Genomic DNA, 21,003 nt, shown 5'->3' with positions numbered 1-21,003 from the left:
TGTTTCGGTGGTTATAGCGGAGGGGAAACGCCCGGTCTCATTCCGAACCCGGAAGCTAAGCCCTCCAGCGCCGATGGTACTGCACTCGGGAGGGTGTGGGAGAGTAGGACGCCGCCGGACTCAACGTGATGGTGACGCCCGTCCAGGACTTAACAGGTCCCGGACGGGCGTCACTCTTTTGTATACGCTGTCAATGGCCGGCCGTCGGGGCCGGCCATTCTGCGTTTCGGGGCGGGGCGGTTCTCGTGTAGCGGGGGGCGGGGTCGGGTACAGGGGTGGGCATGGATGTCCGGGTACTGCGGGTGGGTGCGTTGGTCGCCGTCCTGGTGGTGGCCGGGTGTTCCGTCGCCGACGACGGAGGGCGGGACCACAATCCGGCTCACCAGCCCGGGTATGTGCTGCCCGAACGTGGCGTGGACGATCCCGTACCGGCGGCGCCCGATGACCACGTTGTTCGGGGTGGGGACGGGTACGACGCACAGAACGCGGGTTTTCACCTCGTGGACGGGGCTGACGTGGTGCGGGTGAGCCTTGCCGACCTTGGCGGGCCTCTGTACCAGGTGGCCACGCCGGCGGGGTCCAAGGTTGTGCCGGCCGTACAGGCCGAGGGGAACGCCGTTGTCGCTGGGCTGCGGGACAGCGGGCAGGCCGGTCCGGCGCTGGTGACCGTCCAGTTGGCTCGGGACGTACGGTGGCGGGTTCGGTTGTCCGGCGGGGCCAGTGACGAGAGTGTCGACCTCACCGGTGGGCCGTACGGCGGGGATGTCGAGCTGGTCGCGGGTACCACCCGGGCCGAGGTCTCGCTGCCCGGTGCGGCCGGGACGCAGAGCGTCGTGATGACCGGTGGGGCCAGCACGATGGTGGTGCACGTGGGTGGCGCCGGGCCGGTGCGCGTCGCGGCTCGTGGTGGTGCGGGGAGTGTGACCGTCGACGGCCAGACCCATGCCGGCGTGGCGGGCGGGACCGTGTTTGCGCCGCTGGGCTGGGAGACTGCGAAGGACCGGTACGACATCGACGCCGCGGGCGGGGTCTCCGACCTCACCGTGACGCGGAACTGACGGGTCAGGCGTCGGGAGCTCCGGTGACCTTTCCCGGATTGAAGAGGTTCAGCGGGTCCAGGGTCTGCTTCAACGCCTGCTGCATGGCGAGCACGCCCGGCCCCTGCTCCTGACGCATGCCGCGCCGCTTGAGCAAGCCCACCCCATGTTCGCCCGTGACCGTGCCGCCATGGGTGATGGCTTCCGTCAGGATCTCCTCGAACGCTGACTGCGCTGCTGCCCGGGCGGCGTCGTCGTCGGGTGGCGTACGGATCATCGGGTGCAGGTTGCCGTCGCCCGCGTGAGCGATCGTCGCGATGGACACCTCGTGATCGGCGGCGATCTGCTCGATGCGGGCGAGCATGTGCGGGACCTTCGAGCGGGGTACGCACACGTCTTCCGTCAGGACCGGGCCGAGCCGTTCCAGGGCCGGATAGGCGAGCCGCCTCGCCGCGAACAGCGCCTCCGCCTCGAAGTCGTCCGTGGACTGCTCCGCCCACTCGGCGCCCGCGTCGCGGAAAACCGTGGCCAGCGCTGCGGCCTCCTGGTCGCCGGCAGCGCCCGGGGTGTCGATCTGGGCCAGCAGCAGGGCCTCCGCCGTTGCCGACAGGCCCAGGTGCTTCCAGTCCTCGACCGCCTGCAGGCAGGCCCGGTCGAGAAGCTCCAGCGCGGTGGGCAACAGGCCCCGGCGGGTGGCCGCGGCCACGGCGTTGCCGGCGGCCACGATGCTGGGGAAGGCGCCGACGACCGTACGGGGGGCCGCGGCGCGAGCCGGGCGGAGGCGCACCGTGATCTCGGTGACGACGCCCAGGGTTCCCTCGGAGCCGACGAACAGCCCGACCAGGTCGTAGCCGGCCACTCCCTTCGTGGTGCGGTGACCGAGCCGGACCGCCGTACCGTAATCGCCGGCCGGGCCGCCCACGACGGCCTGCAGGCCGAGCACGTAATCGCGGGTGACGCCGTATTTCAGGCAGCAGAGGCCGCCGGCGTTCGTGGCCACGTTGCCGCCGATGGTCGACCAGGGAGCGCTCGCCGGGTCCGGTGGATACCAGAGGCCGTGCTCGGCCACGGCCGCCTTGAGGTCGTCGTTGACCACGCCGGGCTGGACCACCGCGACCATGTTCTCCTGGTCGATCTCCAGGATCCGGTTCATCTTGGACAGGTCGAGCACCACGCAGCCGTCGACCGCGTTCGCGCCTCCCGACAGTCCCGTGCCGGCGCCGCGGGGCACCACGGGGATGCCCCGGGCGGCGCACTCCGCGACGATCGCCTGGACCTCCTCGGTGGTGCGGGGGCGGACCGCGGCGGTCGGGGCGCCGACGGGTGCCCACTCCGCGTCGTCGTGGCTGAGGGACGCGAGGACGTCCGGGTCGGTGACGAAGTCGAGCTGGGGAAGGGCCGCCGTCAGGGAGGAAGGCATGCCCCGACCCTACGGCCCGGCGGGGTCAGGCGCCGGAGTCGCGGCGGCGCAGCACCATCGGGTAGAGGCTCGACTGGGCCTGCCACGTGGGGGCGGCCTGCGGCGGCGGGATGGTCAGGATGCGGGCGAGCGCCTGCAGCATGTCAAGCAGCGCCATGTGCAGCCGGGCGTCCGCGATGAGGCCGTCCGCGCCCACCGCCTCGGGGCCGAGCGGGACGCGGATGCAGGCGGCGCGCAGCAGGCGGGAGTTGCCGTGGCCGAGGACTGTCTCCAGGGCCGTACGGGCGCCGTCGTCCTGGGCCGGGGGTGACACCGACAGCCAGGCGGTGGGCTTGCCGTTCAGGTCGCCGCCCTCGATCAGCCAGTCGAGCAGGTTCTTCAGGGAGCCGGGGAGCGAGCCGGCGTACTCGGGGGTGGTGAACAGCAGGGCGTCCGCGGCGGCGGCCCGGCGGCGCAGGTCCGTCACGTCCGGAGGGTCCTGGTCGCCCGGTACGAACGCCGGCAGCGTCCGCAGCCCCTCGAACAGGGTGGCGGTGATGCCCGCCGGGGCGAAGCGGGCGGCCGTACGGAGGGCGGCGGTGTGCAGAGACGTCTCGCGGGTGCTGCCGGAGATCAGCAGGATGCGGGTCATGGCGGCGAGACTACGGCCCCCCGGTCACCGCCGGATGCGCTCGGCGTTTCAGCGGGCGCTCTCGTAGCGGGTCCTGGCTGGGATCTCGACGTCCGGAACCGCGCCGGGCGGCCACGGCGAGCCGTACAGCTCGGCGCTCATCACGACCGTCGTCCACGGGATCCACGGGCCGCGCAGCATCAGCGGCTGGGCACCCTGGAAGTAGAGGTTCACCGACCAGTCGAGCGGGTTGGGCTGGATGAGGATCAGCGAGCGGAACTCGTACGCCTGCTCGCCGTCGCCCTCGCCGAGCACCAGCCGCTGGCTCGTGACCGTCACGGCCTGCCGGCCCTGGGGGCGCCAGCCGCCGCGGGACTCCCGGCTGCTGCCGGTGAAGAAGAAGCCGCCGCTGGCGAAGATGCTGCTGGAGTAGTCCACATCGGTCGAGAAGTACGCGGAGACGTCGGCGGGGAAGGCGCCGTACTGCTTCTCGCCCGGCTCCAGCCGGAGAGTCGGCGTGACCGGCGCGGGGTGGCCCCCACGCTGGACGAACCGGGCGAGCAGCGACATCGAACGCCAGCCCGCGACCGTCTGGTCCTCCGTGTACCGCCCGGTCTGCTGAGACGGAATGCCTGTCACGATCCGAGCCTGGCACGCGGAGGCAACAGCGGCCACGCAGTTCGCCCGGCCGTGAAGTGAATTGTCCGTAGCGGGGAGGTCCGTCGACCGAAGGTGCCGGGCCGACCCCCCACGCTAACCGCAGCGGCCGGCGTCGCTGACCGTGATGCGCGGGCCGGGGTCGAGGCGCAGCTCCACAACGAAGTCGCCGGCAGTGTGCTGAAGCACGGTGGTGATGGTCTCGTCGAGCAGCAGAGCGTCGCCACTCTCCGGGTTCTGCCCCCAGGCGGCCAGCATGTCGGCGGCGAAGCGGTGCGCGGCCGGGACGCTGATCGCCTCGCCGCGGAACCGGCGCCGGGCCGTGGGCGGAAGCGGCGCCGGGATGTCGTTCGTCAGGCAGAGCAGGGCGACGTCGTCACTGCGCGGGCGCGGTCCGACTCGGCCGGACAGCACGTGGTCGAGCACGGCCTCCGGCTCGAGGTTCGGCGCCGTCTCCAGGGCCGTACGAAGCTCCTCGAAGCCCTGGTCGATGGGGTGCCGCCGGTCCTCGACCAGCCCGTCGGTGTAGAGCAGCAGGGTCGCCCCGGCCGGCAGCAGAAACGTCGTGTCCTGGTAGACGGCGTTCCGCGAGACGCCCAGCGGCAGCCCCCGGCGCAGCTGGAGGATCTGCGCCCCGGCAGAGGTCCGCAGCATGGGCGGCAGGTGACCGGCGAGGACCGCGGTGACCGTGCCCTCGCCGCGGTGCAACTCGAGGTAGCAACAGGTGGCGAGGGCATCGAGGTGCAGGTCGAGCAGCAGCTGGTTGGCGTGGTGCATGACCGCGGTGGGGGTGTGCCGTTCGGTCGCGTACGCGCGCAGGGCGTTGCGTACCTGCCCCATGGTGGCCGCGGCGGCGGTGCTGTGCCCGGCCACGTCGCCGATCACCACGCCCACGACGTCGTCGCCGAGCGCGATGATGTCGTACCAGTCGCCGCCTACGTCGACGCCCTGTGTCCACGGCAGGTAGCGGGCGGCGTGACGCAACCCCGGGATGCGCGGCAGCACCGAGGGCAGCAGGGCCTGCTGCAGGGCGGCCGCCATGGACGTACGCGCCTCGAAGAGCAGCGCGCGCTGCAGGGCCTGGGCGCTCAGCCCGGCCAGCGCCATGAGCGTGTCGCGCTCCTCGGGGTCGAACGTGCGCGGGTGGGCGTACCCGACGACCAGGGTGCCGAGGACCTCGCCCGCGACCGCCAGCGGCAGGAACGCCCAGGCCCGCCGACCGCCGCCGGGCACCGCGCCGGCCGGGTCGGGCTGGGCGGCCCGGAACTCCGCGAGCGAGGTCAGGTACTGCGGCCGGCCGGTCCGTGCGACGGCGGTCGCCGGGTACGGGTGGCTCATCGGCAGCACGAGCAGGCGTTCGACGACGTCCGGCTCGTACCCGGCGTGGTACTGCAGGCGCAGGTCGTCGTCGTGCCGCAGCAGCAATGCGAGGCCCTGACCGCCGGCCGAGGGGCGCAGCACCGAGCCGATGGCCGCGTACACCTCGGCGGTCGTGCTGGCCGACACCAGCGCGGTGGTGACGGTCTGCAGCGCGGTCGCGCGGGCGGCGGCCCGCTCGGCGCGGGCGGCGCTCCGGCTCAGCTGCCGCTGCTGGTCGATCAGATCGGTGATCTCACGGAACGACACGGCGACGTGGTCGGCGCCGGCCGGGGCGATGTTCAGCTCCCACACCTGCCCGGCCTCGGGGTACGCCACCTGTTCGCGCCACTGCTCGCCGCTCGCCACCACGTCCCGGTAGCGGTCGATGAGCCCGTTGTCCCAGCTCCCGGGCGAGACGGCGCTGAGCGGCCGGCCGATGACGTCCGGCGCGGCGTGGCCGGTGAGCTCGGCGCCGAGCTGGTTGACGTACTCGCAGACGAAGTCGACGATCGTGCCGGTGTCGTCCCGTACCGCCCGGAGCAGGGTGAAGCCGTCGAAGGCGGCGTCGAGCACGTCGTAGAGCCGGCTACCAGCCGCCGACGGCGGGGTCACGGTGACCTGGCGCAGATCGACGAAGCGGATGCCGATGCCGTCGCCGTACGGGCAGACGCGCAGGTCGAAGTGCCCCGAGAGGCCGGGCCGGTCGCGGTAGACCGTGCGGGTGGCCGGTCGCCGCGTCTCCACCACCTCGCAGTACAGGGCCAGGGTGCCGTCGTGGACCGTCTCCGGCCAGAGCTCGCGGTAGCGTCCACCGACCAGCTCGTCGCGCGGGTACCCGGACAGGCGGCTTCCGGCCTCGTTGAGGTAGACGATCTCGAAGTCGATGATCCGGTCGTCGTCGCGGACGGCCCGGGCCAGCACCCAGCCCTGCTGGTCGGCGTCGAGCATCGCCAGCAGGTCCGCGCCCGGCAGCGCCCCGGCGTCCGCGGGCACCAGACCACCTCCTCGCCGCCGGCGGTGTCATCATCTCCCGTCATCAGTACACACGTCACTCCCACGAAAAGGGGCTCTCTTGGCGTATGCCGACCTTGGCGGCGGGGGGCGTCCGGGCCCGGCTTCCGTACGGGCCGCGCCCGGATCACCTGTCAGCGGTGCAGGACCCCGCATGCGGCGGGATTGGTCGCCTCGGCGGGCAGCTTCGGGTCGAGGTCGCTCTTGCCGGCGCCGAAGTCGTACGCCCCGTTGTGGTTGTGGTCCACGCCGTGGATGACCAGGACGGCGTCACCGGCGCGGACTCCCTTGGCGGTCGCCTTGTCGGTCTGGACGTGCCGGTGGTAGTGAACCCTGCCGTGCGGCGCGGCCGGGAACCGGTCCACGGCGAGCGCGCTGGCCGGGCTGGTGTCGCCCTTGGTGGTGAGCGACACGGCCACGGGACCGTACGCGGGTACGCCCTCGAGGGTCGTGAGGCGCAGGTCGCCGTTCGTGTCGTCGTACAGGTTGGGGCACTCGTGCCGGGCCTGCGCGCCGTAGTGGATGTGCACGGCGTGCGGGGCTCCGGCGAGCAGACCGGTGGCGCGGTACGACACCGACAGGCTGGTGCCGCGGGCGGTGACGGCGGCCCGGCCGGAGACCCCGGACTGGTTGAGCTGCTTCAGTTTGGCGTACGTGTGCACGGCCTTGGTGTGGTGCACGGTCTCGCGGTGGCCGGCGGCCGCGTTCGCGGACGAGGCTGCCAGCAGGGCGCTGCCCAGCATGGCGCCGGCTGCGGCGGCGGTCAGGATGCGACGGCGGTTCATGGTTCCCCCTCGGGCTCGGTGAAGCCGAAAACGATGATCCGAGGGGGGTTCGTCGACACCTGGCAACCGGATTGGTCCAGATTTGCACCTATTTTGGAGCGGGGTTCAGCTCGTGAACGACAGGTACTGGTACGGCGTCCAGGTCGAGGTGTTGAGGTCGTCGCCCGACCTCGAGCGACCCTTCAGGTACGCCGCCCGGACCCGCATCTTGTAGCCCACGAAGCCGGTGCCGCTGAGATACGCCGGCTCGGAGACCGAGAAGTAGCCGTTGCCCCAGGCGCGCCACCGGCCCTGGTAGTAGAACTGCACCGAGATGTACGAGTTCCGCGCGCTCGGTGCGGCGGTCATCGCGACGGTCAGCTTCGCCTGCGTCCGTACGTGGTAGTAGCGGTACTTGTGGCCGCTGACCTTGCCGCTCTTGTAGTACTTCGCGAGCTTCAGCGACACCTTCACCTTGGCGCCGACGGACGCCGTGACGGTCTTCGGGGCGTTCCGCGCGTCACCGGTGAAGACGGCCGACACCTTGGTGTTGCGGAACAGGCGCAGGCTCGCCGACAGGTAGCCCGTGCTGCTGACCCGGGCCCGCTTGAGCAGCCGCCGCCGCTGGTCGCCGCCGCTCGGGTCGGCCCAGAGCTCCACCGTACGGCTCTTGTACGTGGCGCCGAGGTGCGCCGTGAACTTGACCGTCTTGCCGTACCCGTAAGTCTTGCCGTTGTTGGTCAGCGACAGGTACGTGGCCTTGCGGGAGACCGAGACCGACCTGGCCGCCGAGACCGCGGAGTGCTTCTCGCCGCCGGCGTAGGAGACGCGGTACGTCACCTTGCCGCCGGCCGACGTGGTGTCGGTGAACGAGAACGACCCGTTGGCGGCGACCGCTCGGGTGCCCAGCGGCTTGCCGGACGGGAACTCCAGGTCAATGCGGGTGACGGTCACCGAGGTGCCGGCCGGCAGCGGAACCGATGCGGTCAGCGTGCCGGTGATGGTGACCGGCTTCGCCCGCTTCGCCGACGCGGGGCCGGAGAGCTTGAGCGTCGGCAGCGACTTCTTCGGCTCGGTGTAGACCCGCAGATAGTGGATCTCCGAGTAGTTGTCGGTGACGGCGAACAGCCGGTCGCCGCCCGGCTCCCACGCGAGCGCCCGGTCGGGCACCTCGTCGTAGCCCGTGGTGGTGGGATCGGTGTGCGGGAGAGCGTACTTGCGGACCGGCGTGGTCCTGCCGGGCGTGAAGACGCGTACGGCCGTCCCGCCCGTCGCCACCGTGCCGTCCGATGCGACGTCCACCGCCCTGACCCAGCCGCCGTCGGTCGGGTACGAACCGGCCGGCTCCAGATCCGCGGTGTCGGCGACGGTGACCGCGGAATAGTCGGCGGCGACCACCTGAGTGCCGTCCGGCGTGAACGCCACGGCCCGGGTATAGCCGCCGCCCACCGAGTTCGCCGCGGTCCGCGTGAAGGTGCCGTCGGAAACGTTGTAGACGGCGATGATCCCGCTGGAGGTGCCGGGATCGAACGCGGCGAGCAGCCCGCTGTCGCCCGGCGCCGACGTCAGCTGGGGCGCGCCGGACCAGAGGCCGAGGCCGCCCGTGGAGTCCAGCTCCAGCGTCACCACCGGCTCCGCGCCGCTGAGATCGAGGGAGCCGATGTTGCCGTCCGAGCCGATGAGGGGATCCCGGCCGTAATCGTCGTAGCTGAACCACAGCTTGCCGGCCACGCTCTCCAGCGACACCGGGTAGATGCCCGCGCCAAGGTCGTACCGGACGGGCCCGGTGAGGGTGGCAGCCGTGAGGGCGACAACCGCCCGGCTCGACTCCAAAGCTCCGTACACCTTGGCGCCGTCGGGCGAGAGCGCCAGGCCGGTCACCCGGGGCAGGCCGCTGATGGAGGCGACAACCGTGCCGTCGTACGTGGTCTCGACGATCTTCCCGCCGGTCGGGTCACTGACGAAGACCCGTTGATGGGTACGGTCGACGACCAGATCGCCGACCGACTTGATGGGCAGCACCTTGCCCGAGTCGGCCAGCGCTGGTGTGGCACCGGTCGCGAGCACGGTGGAGCCGGCGAGTACGGCCAGCGCGGTGGCGGCGCCGAGCCTTCGATGACGCATTGAGATCCCCCATGGCACAGGACATCGGTGTCGATGTCCTGCGCGACGATATATCGAAGATCACCGACGGGGACTCGGTCGAACGGACGAGACGCTCCCGGAGCGTCGTAACGGTTGAGTAACTTCCTCCGTCACTTCCTCCGTCATCTTCTCCAGAACAAGAGGTGAGTGATTCCGCTCGGGCTCGGCACCGACTCGAGGTGGAAGCGGTCGAGGAGGTCGGTGTGGCTGTCCCACAGCCGCTCACCCCGTTCGAGGTCGACGGGCGCGACGGCGATGTGCATCGTGTCGACCAGGTCGGCCTCGAGGAACTCGCGGATGGTGGCGACTCCGCCGCCGAGGCGTACGTCCTGGCCGCCGGCGGCCTGCTTGGCGCGTTCCAGCGCCTCGGCCGGGCTCGCATCGAGGAAATGGAACGTGGTGTCGGACAGCGTGAACGACGGTCGCTCGTAGTGGGTGAGCACGAACACCGGCGTGTGGAACGGCGGATTGTCGCCCCACCACCCCTGCCACTCGTAGTTCTCCCACGGCCCGCGCTGGGGGCCGAACTTGTTCCGTCCCATGATCTCCGCGCCGATGTTGTGGTCGTAGTCGCGCGCCAGGTAGTCGTCGATGCCGCGGGTGCCGCCGGGCTCGGTGCGGTAGATGAAGCTGGCGGTTGCGGCACGCCAGGAGAACAGCGGCGTCGGGTCGGCGTGACCGAAGGGGCGCTCCAGGCTCTGCCCCTCACCGGTACCGAACCCGTCACGCGAAACGATGAAGCTCTGCACCTTCAGCAGTTGCGGCACGAACCCTCCTCGGCGGCTTCCGGTTGTAAGTTGCAACCGGTTTACCGTACTACTCTGGTTGCATGCCGCAATCAGTAGGGGTCGGTCGCCTGCCCGTACCCGGCGGGAAGTCCGGGTGCCCGATCAACTTGACCGTCGAGCTCCTGGGCGACCGGTGGAGTCTGGTCGTGCTGCGCGACGTCATGTTCGGCGGCTACCGGCACTTCCGCGAGCTGCTCACGAACTCACTCGAAGGCATCGCGTCGAACATCCTCGCCAGCCGCCTGTCCAAGCTGGTGGACGCTGGACTGCTCAGCCGGCACGAGGACCCGACCCACCGCCAAAAGATCGACTACCGCCTCACCGAGGCGTCGATCGAACTCGTCCCGTTCATGGCGCACCTCGGTGCCTGGGGTTCGCGATGGCTGCCGACCTCGCCCGAGCTGTCGATCCGGGCGGAGCTGCTCGCGGAGGGTGGTCCGGAGATGTGGCAGAGGTTCATGGACGAGCTTCGAGCTATGCACCTCGAGGGGCGTCCGCAGCCCGAGGACGGAGTTCTCGCCGAACTGACCCGGGCCTACGAACGCGCTCGAACCGCCTAGAACTCTCCTGGGCCCGCCTCTCGCGACCTTCCGTCGGTTCCGCCGGGCCGCGCGGCCCGGCCGTTTCCCGCTGGCCGCGCGGCACGGCCGTTCCCGCTGGCCGCGCGGCTGTCGTGACGGCGCACGCCGGGCGGCCATCGACGGAGTACGCTGCGGCCGTGCGAACCCTCGCTCGCATCGCGGCCGTGCTGCTCATCGCCGGCTGCCTGGTCAGCGGGTGCGCCGGGGACGAGAAATGGCTGACCGCCCAGCTGGCCGGCGACCGCCTATCGCTGGAGATCGGTGGGCAGTGCGGTCCCGAGAGTTATCTGACCCGGGTGCGGGTCGCCACCAGGGACGCACGCGTTCTGTGGGAGGTTTCGCAGCAGCGCTCTCTTCAGCCCACCCCGACGGTGACGCTCGGCACGGTGCCGCCCGGATTCCGCGAGGAGATGCCCTTCGGGGATCTCAGCGGGTCGATCCTGGTGTTTGTGGACACCAACTTCTCCTACGTCGCAACGATCGACGTCGAGGCGCTCGCTGACGGTCGCGAGCAGCAGTTCACACCGCAACCGGTGTGGAACGAGGGCTCCTCCGTGCATCCCGAGCACTGCTGAGAGCCGCCCGGGTCCGCTCCGCGATCCCTGGCCGAAGGAGCGCGAGAGGCACGTCGCCTCACATGTCGCGCAACATCTGCCAACCACGTTGAATCCAAGGCTCTGCACCCCGGCGTAGGACCTCGGCACAGTGCTCAGCGGTGGCCTGGGCGAGGCCGGCTTCGTCCGCGTTCATCCAGCCGTTGAGGGCGGCCTCTTCGTACTCGTCCCAATCCTCGATCTCGACGCGTCCGCTCGGCCGGTGCAGCACCGGGTCCAGCTCGAGATCGACATACCGCCAGCACGCACCGGTCGTCGTCGGCGGCAGGCAGACGTCGATCTCCAGCCGCTGATCAGCAGGATCACCGACCCACCACGCCGCCCAGGGACGGTCCTCCGCCAGCAGCACGACCACGGGCATGGGCAGGGTGCCGCAGTCATGCGGCGCAACCCACGGCGAACCGACCGGACCTCGTAGCCAGGTTCCGTCATCATCCTGGCCGACCCGCTGAAGGTCGAACCAGAAGACACCACCGGGACGCTTGATCTTCTCCAGACGCACGGTGCCGGCGGCCGCTTCGATCGTCACAGAGACAACCTAGGCGTGAGACCAGTTGTCCGCGTCCGGCGCGGTTGCCCGCAGATTGGTCCCGTGGTGCTGGGACGAACAGTGCGAACGGGGCCGAAAGGTCGGTGGTGGTGGGCCGCCAGGGACTCGAACCCTGAACCTATGGATTAAAAGTCCACAGCTCTGCCATTGAGCTAGCGGCCCGCGCGATCAGGTTACCCGACAGTGCCACCCGGGGCGGGGCAGCGGGCTACGGAGTGAGTAACCGCAGCTAAGCAGGGCAGTGCCGCCGGGGAGCTCATCCCCAGCGGCACTGCCTCGATCGACCTGGCGGTGCTGGTTACTTGGTCGCGGCCAGGGCGGCGGTCGCCCGGCGCTCGATCTGAGCTGCGGTCTCGAGCTCCGGTGCCGCCGCGGTCGCGGCGGACGCGCGGGCCAGGGCGGCCGGGGCGACGAACTCGCAGTTGACCGTGGTGCCGGCGGCCATCACCGAGCAGGCGTCGCCGTCGGCGGTGACGTTGGCCCCACCGTCGAGCCGGTCGAGGGCCGAGTCGCTGCCGACCGGCATGCCGCTCTCGAGGAGGTCCTCACCGATCAGAACGTCGTCACCGTTGCCACCGGCGATCTGGTCGTTGCCGGCCTTGCCGAACGCGATGTCGTCGCCGTCGCCGCCGGTGATCCGATCGTTGCCGGCCTCACCGGAGATGATGTCCGCACCGCTGTCGCCACCGAGCACGTCGTCACCGGCTTCGCCCACGACGATGTCGTCGCCGGCCGCCGCGGAGACCTTGTCGTTGCCCGTACCGGCGGCGACGGTGTCGTTGCCCGTGCCGGCGTAGACGGTGTCGTTACCCGTGCCTCCGGCGATCTCGTCGTTGGCCGTTCCACCGTAGATCGTGTCGTTGCCGTCCTCACCGAGGAGGGTGTCGACGCCGTCGTCGCCGTACACGGTGTCGGCGCCCGCGCCCGCGGCGACCCGGTCGTTGCCGGCAGCGCCGTAGATGCGGTCGTTCCCGGCGCCGCCGAAGAACGTGTCCTTGCCGTTCTTACCGTACAGCTTGTCGTTGCCGGCGGCGCCCTGGAGCTGGTCGTTGCCGGAGCCACCGGTGAGGGTGTCGTTGCCGGAACCGCCGTCCGCCAGCATGTAGACGGACGTCTTGTTGGTGACCCAGTCGTTCTTGTCGCCGAGGGCGACGCTGAGCTTCGTGACCTTCCGGGACGTCGTGCACTTGACCTTGGTCTTGTCGCGCTTGACCGCCTTGCAGCCGCTACCGGCCTTGATGGCGACCTTGTCGTCCAGCGTGACGGTGCGACCCGAAATGGTGATCGTCAAGCCGTTGGACTTGCCCATCAGCGCGTTGAACTGGACGGTGGACGAACCGACCACCTTGGCCAGGCCGGCGGTCGCCGCCTGGGCCGGCGTCGTGAACAACGCGGTGGAAGCGACGGCTGCGACGGTGATGCCGATGCCGGCCAGGGCCTTGCGGTGGAACACGAACATGCAGAATCTCCCCGTACTGGGCGTGCATTGCGATGATCGACTGGGACAGTACGTGAGAAGCGCTCGTCTGTGCTGCCCCGAGGTCCGCCTTCCGTGGGTAAAGCAGGTTTGCCTGGGTCAGGAACGGCAAAGTGCCAGCTGCGGCCCGGCAGCTGCCCGGCGCTTGCCGCTTCGGAAGGGAACGCTTATGCCGATCTCCGTGAACCTCGACGCATTGCTCGACAAGGCTTACGAGTCCACCTCGCTGGCCGAGCTGGCCGACGCCCCCGTCTCCGCGCTGTCCGGTGTGAGTGAGGCCGACGCCGAGGCGCTGAAGAAGGCGTTCAACATCAAGACCATCGGCGACCTGGCCGGCAACAAGTACATCCGGGCCGCGCAGGCCATCGCCGAGCTGGGACGCCTCGCGAAGTAGCGGCGGCCGGGCAGGCCCGTCGTCGTTGTGGTCGGCGGGTCTGCCGCCCTGTCGAGATCGTTATCGAGCGGGGCAGCGGCCGGGGTTTCCTGCTTCCTAGGGTGGCGAGCATGATCACTCGCCTTCTCGTCCTGGTCGTGGCCGCCGCCGGTCTCGGCGCCTGTGCGAACGAGCCGGCCGCCCCGGTGGCGCCCGACGCCAAGGCCGTCCTGGCCGCATCCACGCCGGCGCTCGCCACGGGTGCGTATCGCTATCGGGTGGCCGTACCCGAGGTGGAGGTTTCCGGGGTGACCGACGTGCCGCACCGTCGGGCCATGTGGACGACAACTTTCCCCGGCAGTGACATGGACGGGGTGGAGATGCGGCTGCTCGGCGACGATCAGTACAGCCGCACCGGGGCCGCTCGGTGGCAGCACATCGACCAGTCGCGGATACCGAAGGCGGCGGAGCGGATGGGGCTCACCTTTGCGCACGCCGACCGTACCGATGTGAAGCCGTTGCTGGATGCGGTGACCGAGGCGAAGCAGGAGGGGCAGGTCATCCGCGGCACGATCGAGGGCACCCGGGTACGGATTGCCGGGGCGACGCTGTCGACGATCGAGTCGCGGCTCATCAAGCCGGTGTCGTTCGTCGCGTCCGTGGACGGGCGGGGACGGCTGACCCACCTCGAGGTCGAGTTGCCGCCCATGCCCGCGCCGAAGAGCGAGCCTGCCGCCCAGTGGACGCTGGATGTCAGCGACTATGACACGGCGGCTGATGTGGCGCGGCCGGCCGGCGTCAAGGAGATGCCCGACAGCTTCTACGTCACGATGGGGTCCTGAGCTTCGGGGAGGCGGGTACGTGGCTGGCGGCAGGGCGGACGCTGAACGGCAGCGGGAGATCAACGAGCGGGTCAGTACGCTGCTGCAGCACGCGTCCTCCGAGATGATCGCTCGGAAGGCCGAGGCGTTGGCGCCGTTCGATCTCACCGTCACGCAGTACACCGCCCTGCTGATGGTGCGGTGCAATCCCGGCGTGTCCAGTGCCCAGCTGGCCCGGTTGTGCCGCATCACGCCGCAGTCCATGAGTGTGGTCACGGCCGCTCTCGAGCAGCGGGGGCTCACCGAGCGGATGCCGGTGGCCGCCTCCACCCGGATCATGGCGCTCGCGCTGACGCGTAAGGGCGGTGCCCTGCTGACGAAGGCGGATGCGGCGGCTCGGCGGGTGGATCAGCGGTACGAGGCGGAGTTCAGCGCCGAGGAGCTCGCCACGTTCCGGGCGCTGTTGCACCGGGCCCGGCTCGCCGTCGACGGTCCCGCCGTATCCTGACCGAGGGTTCCGCGCGTATCAGTTAACTGATAGAAATCAGTTAGCTGATAACCGCGTGGGTATGCCTGACGGACGGGGGCGGCATGACGACGGGGCCGAAACAGCAGCAGAGTCTCCTGCTCGTGGTCGTCGGGGCCTGTTTCCTGATGGTGATGATGGACAACACCATCCTCAACGTCGCGTTGCAGGCGATCCAGCGCGACCTGCACGCCGACAACTCCCAGCTGCAGTGGGCGGTGGACGCGTACATCCTGGTGTACGCCTCGCTGATGTTCACCGCGGGCGTGATCGCCGACCGGTGGGGCCGGCGCCGGACGCTGGCGGTGGGCCTGGTGATCTTCGCAGTGGCGTCCGCGCTCTCCGCGTCCGCCGGCACGCCGGGCTCGCTCATCCTGTGGCGTGCGGTCATGGGCATCGGCGGCGCGGTGGTGCCGCCCGCCACGTTGGCGATCATCAAGAACGCCGTACCCGAGGACGAGCAGGGCCGGGCGATGGGCGTCTGGGCGGCGCTCGGCGGCCTCTCGGTGGCTTTCGGCCCGATCCTCGGCGGCGCGCTGCTCGAGCGCTTCTGGTGGGGTTCGGTGTTTCTCATCAACGTGCCGGTGGCCGCCCTGTGCGTGGCCCTGCTCTTCGTCACCGCGCGGGAGTCGCGGTCGGCCGCGGAGTTCCACCTCGACCTGCCGGGTCTGCTGCTCTCGACCGCGGCGATCGGCGCTGTCGTCTACGGCGTGATCCGGGCCGGCGAGGACAACGACTGGTTCGCGCCGGCCTCGGCCGGAATGATCCTGCTCGGCACCCTGCTGGTCGTCGCCCTGGTGGTGGTCGAGCGCAGGACGGCGCATCCGGTGCTCGACGTGAACCTGTTCCGCAGCGCCCCGTTCGCCGGCGGCACGACCGCGGTGTCGCTCGCCTTCTTCGCGCTGACCGGCGGCACCTTCCTGCTCGTCTTCCACGTCCAGCTGGTGCTCGGGCACTCGCCGCTGGAACTGGGCCTGATCCTGCTCCCGGTCGCGGTGGGCAGCGTGTGCTCGGCGGTGAGCAGTGCGGGCGTCGTACGCCGATGGGGGTTCCGCCGTACCGTGACCGCCGGGTTGCTGTTGCTGGCGCTGTCCTTCGCCGGTCTGCTGCTGGCAACCCAGACCTCGCCGCTCTGGGAGCTCGAGGTGAGCCTCCTCGTGGCGGGCCTCGGGATGGGCTTCGTCATGGGTGCCACCACGGCTCTGGCGATGACCGCCGTACCGGCCGACAAGGCTGGTGTGGGCGGCGCGGTCAACAACACGCTCCGGCAGGTGGGCGCCGCGCTCGGCGTGGCCGTCATGGGCTCGGTGTTGTCCATGGCGTACCGGGATCATGCGTCCGCGGTGCTGGATGCGCTGCCGGCCCACCTGCGCGGCCAGGCCGGTGACTCGCTCGGCGCGACCCTGTTCGTGCTCATCGAGGGCCGGCAGGCGCCGGCGCGGGCCGTCCAGGCGCAGGGCGCGTTCGTCGACGCCATGCACATCACGCTCTGGGTCGGCATCGGCGTGCTGCTCCTCGGCGCGGTCACCACGCTCGCCTGGGTGCCGAACCGGGTTGCCGGCCGTGCGGAGGCGCTCCGGACATCTTCGAGCGGAGGGCGGCCTTCGTGACCGGTGGGGCGGCCCGGGCCAGAGAAGGCGTCCGTCATCGGCGCGGATGAGGGACGGCTGCGAGTCGTTCCGCCGGCTTGATCCAGCCGGCCGCTCAGCGCGACGGGCGAATGACGGTCCCGCCGAAGCGTGCCTCGTCGGCCACGCAGCGGACCCCGTCGACGAAGACGATGTGGTCCCGGGTCACCGCTTCCGCCGGAGTCTCGTCATCCGCGTAGATCGCGGCGAAACCGCCTGTCGCGGACACGTTGAAGAGATTGAGGGGCCGGCCGTCGGCGTCGACCGCTCTGGCTGCGCAGTCCTGGCAGAGGTGATCGGGGTAGCGCGGGTTGGGGCGGACCTCGGTTCCGCAGATCGGGCAGAGCTGGATCGCCATGAGCCGGATCTTATCGAGCGGCGGCTTCGGTCTGATCCGCCGGCACCGGGGTCGGCTGCGGCCAGCGGATGGGTACGACGCACAGCACCGCCAGCCACGCCGTCACCGCGACCGCTCCCATCGCCCACACCAGGCTGGTGCCCTCGGCGATGAAGCCCAGCACCGGCGGCCCGGCGAGCAGTCCCGTGGTGCTCATGGCGGCGGCCATGGTCAGTGTGGCGGAGCCCTCGCGGGCGGCGGCCACGTACAGGCAGGGGCTGACCGCGGCCATGCCGAGGCCGACGCAGGCGAAGCCCGCCAGGGCCGGTATGACGCCCCCGGCGAGCAGCGCCGTCGCGAGCCCCGCGCCGGCCACGGTGCCGCCGGTGAGGACGATGCGTTTGTCTCCCCAGCGGGCGCGCCAGCCGTCGGCGAACAGGCGGGCGGTCACCATCATGGCCGAGGTGACCGCGATGCCGAGCGGGAGCAGATGCGGCGCGGCGTGCGCGACCTTCTCGAGGTAGAGCGCGGACCAGTCGGTCATCGCGCCCTCGGTGATGGTGGTGAAGAGCATGGCCAGGCCCAGCCAGGTGGTGAGGCGGGACGGGCGGATCCAGCGCCGGCCGGCGGCCTTCGCCGGGGTCGGCAGGTCTTCGTGCAGCAGCGCCGGCCGGGCCGCGAGGATCAGCGCGAGCAAAAGGGCGCCCGCGATCGCGAAGTGCACGGGTACGGCGTCCGTGAACGTGGTGACGCCCGAGGCGAGCAGTGCCGCGCCGAAGATGCCGCCGCTGAACAGGGCGTGGAGTTTCGCCATCGTGTTGCGCTCGTACCGGGCCTCGAGGGCGGCGCCCTGCGCGTTCATGGCCACGTTGAGGCAGCCGACCGCGACGCCGTCGACGAGCAGGATGCCCAGCGCCAGCGGGTACGTCGGCACCACCGCGAGCCCGGCCAGCGCCGCGACCAGCACGAGCGCCGAGCCGAGGGCCAGCCGCCGCGAACCGAGGACCGCGATCAGCCGGGCGACCAGCGGGAACGACACCGTCGCGCCCACGCCGGCCGCGAGCAGGAACACGCCCACCTCGCCGGGGGTCAGGTCGAGGCGGTCGCTGAGCGCGGGGATGCGCGCGGCCCACGTCGAGTACTGGAAGCCGAGGAAGCAGAACAGCGCGGCGACGGCGAGCTGCGAGCGGCGGAACTCGCTCATGCGGGGCCCCTATCCGTGATGACGCGGGACATGTAGACGGCGTCGGGGCCGTACCCGGAGGGGAGCGCGGCGTGGGGGTGCGGGTGGTATCCCTGCGCGGACCAGAAGCCGGCGGAACCACCGACCGCGACCAGGGAGATGCGCTCGTACCGCAGGGACCGGGCCGTCGCGGTCAGGTGCCGCACCATGCGCTTCGCCCAGCCGCGGCCGCGGAACTGGTCGCCGACAACGATGTCATGCAGGTGCAGATTGGCCGAGTCGAACGTCTTGTCCTCCGCCCGTTCGAGGCTCGGGGCCTGGAAGCGCGGGTACGGCAGGGCGAGCAGGTACCCGCCGATGCGTTCTCCGGCGTCCAGCACGAACGAGGTGGCTGGGGACCGGGCGGCCCGGGACCGGAGCACGGCCGGATCCTCGGAGAGCCCCTTCGCGCGGTACGCGGCCGCCTCGAGCTCGGCGATGGCGTGCCAGTCGTCGGAGCCGATCGGCCGTACGCGTTCCGCCCGGACCGTGACACAGGGCAGCGGGTCGAAGCCGTTGAAGTGCAGCGTGCTGTAGCTCGTGGCGTACGCACCCGCGGCGGAGATCCACACTGGATCGCCCGAGGCGAGATCGGCCGGTACGGACACCGGGCCGCCTCCCAACGTGTCGTCGCTGTCGCAGGTGGGACCCGCGACGATCGCCGGGATGCTGCGCCCGCCGGTACGGGTCGGGAACTCGAGGCGGTAGCGCAGCCGGTCGCCCTCGAACAGCCCGTTGAACCGGCCGCAGCTCAGGTACAGCCATGCCTGTTCGCGTACGGTCAGCCGGTCGACGTGGGCGCGGATGACGCTGTGGTCGGCGACGAGGTAGCGGCCCGGCTCGATGACGAACCCCAGCTTCCGGTGCGCCGCCTCGCGCAGGCGCCGCATCCCGGCCCGGATCGCGGCGAAGATACCGGCGGTCGGCGGGGTCAGCGGGGTGCCGTCGCGGTTGAGGTAGCCCTGTGCGGGCAGCCCGCCACCGAGGTTGACGTGGTCCAGGTGGATGCCGCGCGCCGCCAGGTCCCGGACGACGGTGGTGAGGTCGTCGAGGGCCTGCTGCCAGCCCTGCACGGTCATCTGCTGCGACCCGACGTGCACCGACAGGCCGGACGGGACCAGTCCCCGCCGGCGGGCCTCCTCCAGGACGGAGACCGGGTCGCTGGTGCCGCACTTGCCGGTGAGACCCCAGACCGCGCCCGCCCCGGTCGTGGCCAGGCGGCAGAACACGCGTGCGCCGGGTGCGTGCTCGGCGATGGCGCGTACGTCCTCCACGCAGTCGGTCGCGAACATGGTGATCCCCAGCCGGTGGGCGGCGGCGATCGCGGTGTCGGACTTGACGGTGTTGCCGTAGTGCACGAGGCCGGGTGCGATGCCCGTACGCAGCGCCTGCCGGATCTCCCCGGGGCTGGCCGCGTCGAAGCCGGCGCCCCGGTCGGCGAGGCAGGTCAGCACCTCGTCCACCGGGCACGCCTTCATGGCGAAGCGCACCGCGACCCCCGGGAGCTCGGCGAGCAGGATGTCGTACTGCCGCTCGATGCCGGTCAGGTCGTAGATGATCCGGTCCTCGCCGGCCGCCGTCAGCGCGGACCGCACGTGGCGCCGGTCAAGCATCGCGCACGCTCGTCGTCCGGGCCGCCGCCATCAGGGCCGCCCACGCGTCGATGAGCAGGGCGAAGTCGTCGGTGTCCCGCCGGGCCTCGAACAGCAGTCGTTCGCGCCGGTCCCGCACGACGTCCGCGACCGTGGTGAACCGCCCGCCCAGCCGGCGGTACGCGGCCTCCAGGCTCCGGATCTTCGCCTCGTTCGGCTCGCGGGGCTGCCAGGTGCTGTCGCGGACGATCGCCGCGATCGCGGCCGGGTCGTCGCTGGTCATCCGCTGGTAGATGAAGTGCAGGTAGTGCATGGAGAGAATGAACTTCGCGTACCGCATCTGGTACGCCAGGAAGCCGGCGTCGGTCTTGCGTTCCGGGGTGTGGAAATTGACGATGTGACGGTTGTGCAGAACCCCGGGCAGGTGGGCCTTGTCGGCGACGTGAATGAGGAAGTAGTCGCTGCCGATGGTGTCGGTCGCGGGCGGCAGCGGAATCCGCTCGTGCAACCCGTGGAAGCCGATGTTGTGCATGTCCACCCGCATCGGGTCGACGACGGAGAGGACGAATTCGTCGCCGTCGAAAGGCGCACTGCCGGTGAAGGATTCCTCGACCAGCGCGCGTTTCTCCTCCTCCGTACTGCCGTCGGCGGCCCAGAGGCTGACCAGGTCGTAGTAGGCCTCGTGACCGCGGATGTCGGCGATGTCCACGGACATCTCCCCGACGAACGACCCGCCGACCATGCTCACCGTGGCGTCACGCAGCGCCGGATCCAGCCGGTCCTGCGCGGTGCCGGCCAGGTGCGCCGGCTTGCCCAGAAAGAGAAGTTCCGGGTGGATCGGGAAGACCTTCTTGCCTTGGTGCGTCTGAAAGAAGCTGTCCGAGTCGCGGCGGTGCACAGAGTCGCAGCCCAGCGCCGCGGCGATCAGGAAGGCGCGGTTCGTGCAGGCGCCGTACGACAGCCCGCGCGGCAGCATCAGGTCGAGCAGCAGGTCGGGCTTGTCCACGTCGGCGCGCCGGACCACCCGCTGCAGAAAGGCGCGCTGAGCCGGCTCGTCCAAGTGCCAGACGTTCGGCGTTGCACCGAGCGCACGGGCGTGTGCCGCAAAGTGCTCCGAGGAATCCAGCACGAGCAGATGGACTTCGACGTCAAAATGCTCAACGGCATAGGCGGCCTCCGCGACCACCTCCGCGAGCGTCGCAGTGCATTCCCGGTTCGTCGGCACTGTCAGGCAGACGCGACGCATGCGTGCACCTCCGCTAAATTGGCGGCGGTGAATCTAGCATGGTTGTTCACAGAAGCGCGCCGGGCGGGACCGGCGACTGTCTACACAGGCTGGTCATCGGTGCTGATGTGACATCGGGCACGCGACCGGGAGGAGGAAGAGAGAGCGGACGACGGGATTCGAACCCGCGACCCTCACCTTGGCAAGGTGATGCGCTACCAGCTGCGCTACGTCCGCGTGCCCGGCGGCGCTTCCGCGGCCGGACG

General features: G+C 70.7%; 20 protein-coding genes, 2 tRNA genes and 1 rRNA gene. 8 read left to right on the top strand and 15 right to left on the bottom strand.

Annotated elements, in window-relative coordinates:
• The first annotated feature begins 3 nt into the window (after positions 1–3).
• Positions 4–120, top strand: a 5S ribosomal RNA gene (rrf, locus tag IT780_RS16115).
• Between the two features lie 161 nt (positions 121–281).
• Positions 282–1,058, top strand: coding sequence for a hypothetical protein (locus IT780_RS16110; RefSeq protein WP_199512345.1), 777 nt, complete (start codon positions 282–284; stop codon positions 1,056–1,058).
• Between the two features lie 4 nt (positions 1,059–1,062).
• Here the strand turns inward: IT780_RS16110 and IT780_RS16105 are convergent, their stop codons facing one another.
• The 7 genes from IT780_RS16105 to IT780_RS16075 form a co-directional block, all read right to left on the bottom strand.
• Positions 1,063–2,457, bottom strand: coding sequence for an FAD-binding oxidoreductase (locus tag IT780_RS16105; RefSeq protein ID WP_199512344.1), 1,395 nt, complete (start codon positions 2,455–2,457; stop codon positions 1,063–1,065).
• A 25-nt stretch (positions 2,458–2,482) separates the two neighbouring features.
• Entirely contained in the window at positions 2,483–3,088 is a 606-nt protein-coding gene (locus IT780_RS16100) for an NADPH-dependent FMN reductase (protein ID WP_199512343.1), read from the bottom strand.
• A gap of 48 nt (positions 3,089–3,136) precedes the next feature.
• Complete coding sequence (locus tag IT780_RS16095; RefSeq protein WP_199512342.1) at positions 3,137–3,706, bottom strand: hypothetical protein; 570 nt, start codon at positions 3,704–3,706, stop codon at positions 3,137–3,139.
• A 114-nt stretch (positions 3,707–3,820) separates the two neighbouring features.
• Complete coding sequence (locus IT780_RS16090) at positions 3,821–6,076, bottom strand: SpoIIE family protein phosphatase (RefSeq protein ID WP_199512341.1); 2,256 nt, start codon at positions 6,074–6,076, stop codon at positions 3,821–3,823.
• 152 nt (positions 6,077–6,228) lie between these two features.
• Positions 6,229–6,879: a hypothetical protein gene (locus IT780_RS16085; protein WP_199512340.1), complete on the bottom strand. Its 651-nt coding sequence runs from the start codon at positions 6,877–6,879 to the stop codon at positions 6,229–6,231.
• Between the two features lie 105 nt (positions 6,880–6,984).
• Positions 6,985–8,982 carry a hypothetical protein gene (locus IT780_RS16080; RefSeq protein WP_199512339.1) on the bottom strand — a complete coding sequence of 666 codons (1,998 nt, stop codon included), beginning with the start codon at positions 8,980–8,982 and terminating at the stop codon, positions 6,985–6,987.
• 143 nt (positions 8,983–9,125) lie between these two features.
• The gene (locus tag IT780_RS16075) at positions 9,126–9,770 is read right to left on the bottom strand and encodes a dihydrofolate reductase family protein (protein WP_199512338.1); all 645 of its coding nucleotides are present in this window, start codon (positions 9,768–9,770) and stop codon (positions 9,126–9,128) included.
• Between the two features lie 62 nt (positions 9,771–9,832).
• On the opposite strand from IT780_RS16075, the gene IT780_RS16070 reads away from it, so the two are divergent.
• Together IT780_RS16070 and IT780_RS16065 are read left to right on the top strand one after the other, a co-directional pair.
• Positions 9,833–10,351, top strand: coding sequence for a winged helix-turn-helix transcriptional regulator (locus IT780_RS16070; RefSeq protein ID WP_199512337.1), 519 nt, complete (start codon positions 9,833–9,835; stop codon positions 10,349–10,351).
• A gap of 158 nt (positions 10,352–10,509) precedes the next feature.
• The gene (locus IT780_RS16065; protein ID WP_199512336.1) at positions 10,510–10,947 is read left to right on the top strand and encodes a hypothetical protein; all 438 of its coding nucleotides are present in this window, start codon (positions 10,510–10,512) and stop codon (positions 10,945–10,947) included.
• Positions 10,948–11,005: 58 nt separating this feature from the next.
• On the opposite strand, the gene IT780_RS16060 is transcribed toward IT780_RS16065, so the two are convergent.
• The 3 genes from IT780_RS16060 to IT780_RS16050 all read right to left on the bottom strand — a co-directional run bounded on the left by IT780_RS16060 (position 11,006) and on the right by IT780_RS16050 (position 12,995).
• The gene (locus tag IT780_RS16060) at positions 11,006–11,515 is read right to left on the bottom strand and encodes a ribonuclease FAU-1 family protein (protein ID WP_199512335.1); all 510 of its coding nucleotides are present in this window, start codon (positions 11,513–11,515) and stop codon (positions 11,006–11,008) included.
• 108 nt (positions 11,516–11,623) lie between these two features.
• Positions 11,624–11,698 (bottom strand) — tRNA-Lys (locus IT780_RS16055).
• 136 nt (positions 11,699–11,834) lie between these two features.
• Entirely contained in the window at positions 11,835–12,995 is a 1,161-nt protein-coding gene (locus tag IT780_RS16050) for a calcium-binding protein (protein WP_199512334.1), read from the bottom strand.
• A 187-nt stretch (positions 12,996–13,182) separates the two neighbouring features.
• On the opposite strand from IT780_RS16050, the gene IT780_RS16045 reads away from it, so the two are divergent.
• The 4 genes from IT780_RS16045 to IT780_RS16030 all read left to right on the top strand — a co-directional run bounded on the left by IT780_RS16045 (position 13,183) and on the right by IT780_RS16030 (position 16,343).
• Positions 13,183–13,407, top strand: coding sequence for a hypothetical protein (locus IT780_RS16045; protein ID WP_199512333.1), 225 nt, complete (start codon positions 13,183–13,185; stop codon positions 13,405–13,407).
• A gap of 110 nt (positions 13,408–13,517) precedes the next feature.
• A complete protein-coding gene (locus IT780_RS16040) occupies positions 13,518–14,228 on the top strand; it encodes a hypothetical protein (protein WP_199512332.1) in 711 nt (236 codons plus the stop codon).
• A gap of 19 nt (positions 14,229–14,247) precedes the next feature.
• Positions 14,248–14,715, top strand: coding sequence for a MarR family winged helix-turn-helix transcriptional regulator (locus IT780_RS16035; protein ID WP_199512331.1), 468 nt, complete (start codon positions 14,248–14,250; stop codon positions 14,713–14,715).
• 83 nt (positions 14,716–14,798) lie between these two features.
• A complete protein-coding gene (locus IT780_RS16030; protein WP_199512330.1) occupies positions 14,799–16,343 on the top strand; it encodes an MFS transporter in 1,545 nt (514 codons plus the stop codon).
• Between the two features lie 94 nt (positions 16,344–16,437).
• On the opposite strand, the gene IT780_RS16025 is transcribed toward IT780_RS16030, so the two are convergent.
• The 5 genes from IT780_RS16025 to IT780_RS16005 form a co-directional block, all read right to left on the bottom strand.
• Positions 16,438–16,719 (bottom strand): hypothetical protein, encoded by a 282-nt coding sequence (locus tag IT780_RS16025; RefSeq protein WP_199512329.1) that lies wholly within the window; start codon positions 16,717–16,719, stop codon positions 16,438–16,440.
• Positions 16,720–16,729: 10 nt separating this feature from the next.
• On the bottom strand, positions 16,730–17,902 hold the full coding sequence (locus IT780_RS16020; RefSeq protein WP_199512328.1) for an MFS transporter: 1,173 nt from the start codon (positions 17,900–17,902) through the stop codon (positions 16,730–16,732).
• Complete coding sequence (locus tag IT780_RS16015; protein ID WP_199512327.1) at positions 17,899–19,533, bottom strand: GNAT family N-acetyltransferase; 1,635 nt, start codon at positions 19,531–19,533, stop codon at positions 17,899–17,901. The genes IT780_RS16020 and IT780_RS16015 overlap by 4 nt, the downstream gene beginning before the upstream one ends.
• A complete protein-coding gene (locus tag IT780_RS16010; RefSeq protein WP_199512326.1) occupies positions 19,526–20,758 on the bottom strand; it encodes a DUF6271 family protein in 1,233 nt (410 codons plus the stop codon). The genes IT780_RS16015 and IT780_RS16010 overlap by 8 nt, the downstream gene beginning before the upstream one ends.
• Positions 20,759–20,901: 143 nt before the next feature.
• A tRNA-Gly gene (locus IT780_RS16005) sits at positions 20,902–20,974 on the bottom strand.
• Between the last annotated feature and the right edge of the window lie 29 nt (positions 20,975–21,003).

Origin of the sequence: Nucisporomicrobium flavum, from assembly GCF_016464385.1 — a bacterium.
In the GTDB taxonomy this organism is placed as follows: domain Bacteria; phylum Actinomycetota; class Actinomycetes; order Mycobacteriales; family Micromonosporaceae; genus Actinoplanes; species Actinoplanes flavus_A.
Note: the sequence above shows the minus strand (reverse complement) of the source record. Positions and strands in the feature narration are given on the sequence as shown.

Coding starts and splice junctions, on each gene's coding strand:
- IT780_RS16010 (WP_199512326.1), bottom strand. CDS start 20,758: ATGCGTCGCGTCTGCCTGACAGTGCCGACGAACCGGGAATGCACTGCG.
- IT780_RS16080 (WP_199512339.1), bottom strand. CDS start 8,982: ATGCGTCATCGAAGGCTCGGCGCCGCCACCGCGCTGGCCGTACTCGCC.
- IT780_RS16070 (WP_199512337.1), top strand. CDS start 9,833: ATGCCGCAATCAGTAGGGGTCGGTCGCCTGCCCGTACCCGGCGGGAAG.
- IT780_RS16110 (WP_199512345.1), top strand. CDS start 282: ATGGATGTCCGGGTACTGCGGGTGGGTGCGTTGGTCGCCGTCCTGGTG.
- IT780_RS16085 (WP_199512340.1), bottom strand. CDS start 6,879: ATGAACCGCCGTCGCATCCTGACCGCCGCCGCAGCCGGCGCCATGCTG.
- IT780_RS16045 (WP_199512333.1), top strand. CDS start 13,183: ATGCCGATCTCCGTGAACCTCGACGCATTGCTCGACAAGGCTTACGAG.
- IT780_RS16050 (WP_199512334.1), bottom strand. CDS start 12,995: ATGTTCGTGTTCCACCGCAAGGCCCTGGCCGGCATCGGCATCACCGTC.
- IT780_RS16105 (WP_199512344.1), bottom strand. CDS start 2,457: ATGCCTTCCTCCCTGACGGCGGCCCTTCCCCAGCTCGACTTCGTCACC.
- IT780_RS16040 (WP_199512332.1), top strand. CDS start 13,518: ATGATCACTCGCCTTCTCGTCCTGGTCGTGGCCGCCGCCGGTCTCGGC.
- IT780_RS16015 (WP_199512327.1), bottom strand. CDS start 19,533: ATGCTTGACCGGCGCCACGTGCGGTCCGCGCTGACGGCGGCCGGCGAG.
- IT780_RS16020 (WP_199512328.1), bottom strand. CDS start 17,902: ATGAGCGAGTTCCGCCGCTCGCAGCTCGCCGTCGCCGCGCTGTTCTGC.
- IT780_RS16100 (WP_199512343.1), bottom strand. CDS start 3,088: ATGACCCGCATCCTGCTGATCTCCGGCAGCACCCGCGAGACGTCTCTG.
- IT780_RS16025 (WP_199512329.1), bottom strand. CDS start 16,719: ATGGCGATCCAGCTCTGCCCGATCTGCGGAACCGAGGTCCGCCCCAAC.
- IT780_RS16030 (WP_199512330.1), top strand. CDS start 14,799: ATGACGACGGGGCCGAAACAGCAGCAGAGTCTCCTGCTCGTGGTCGTC.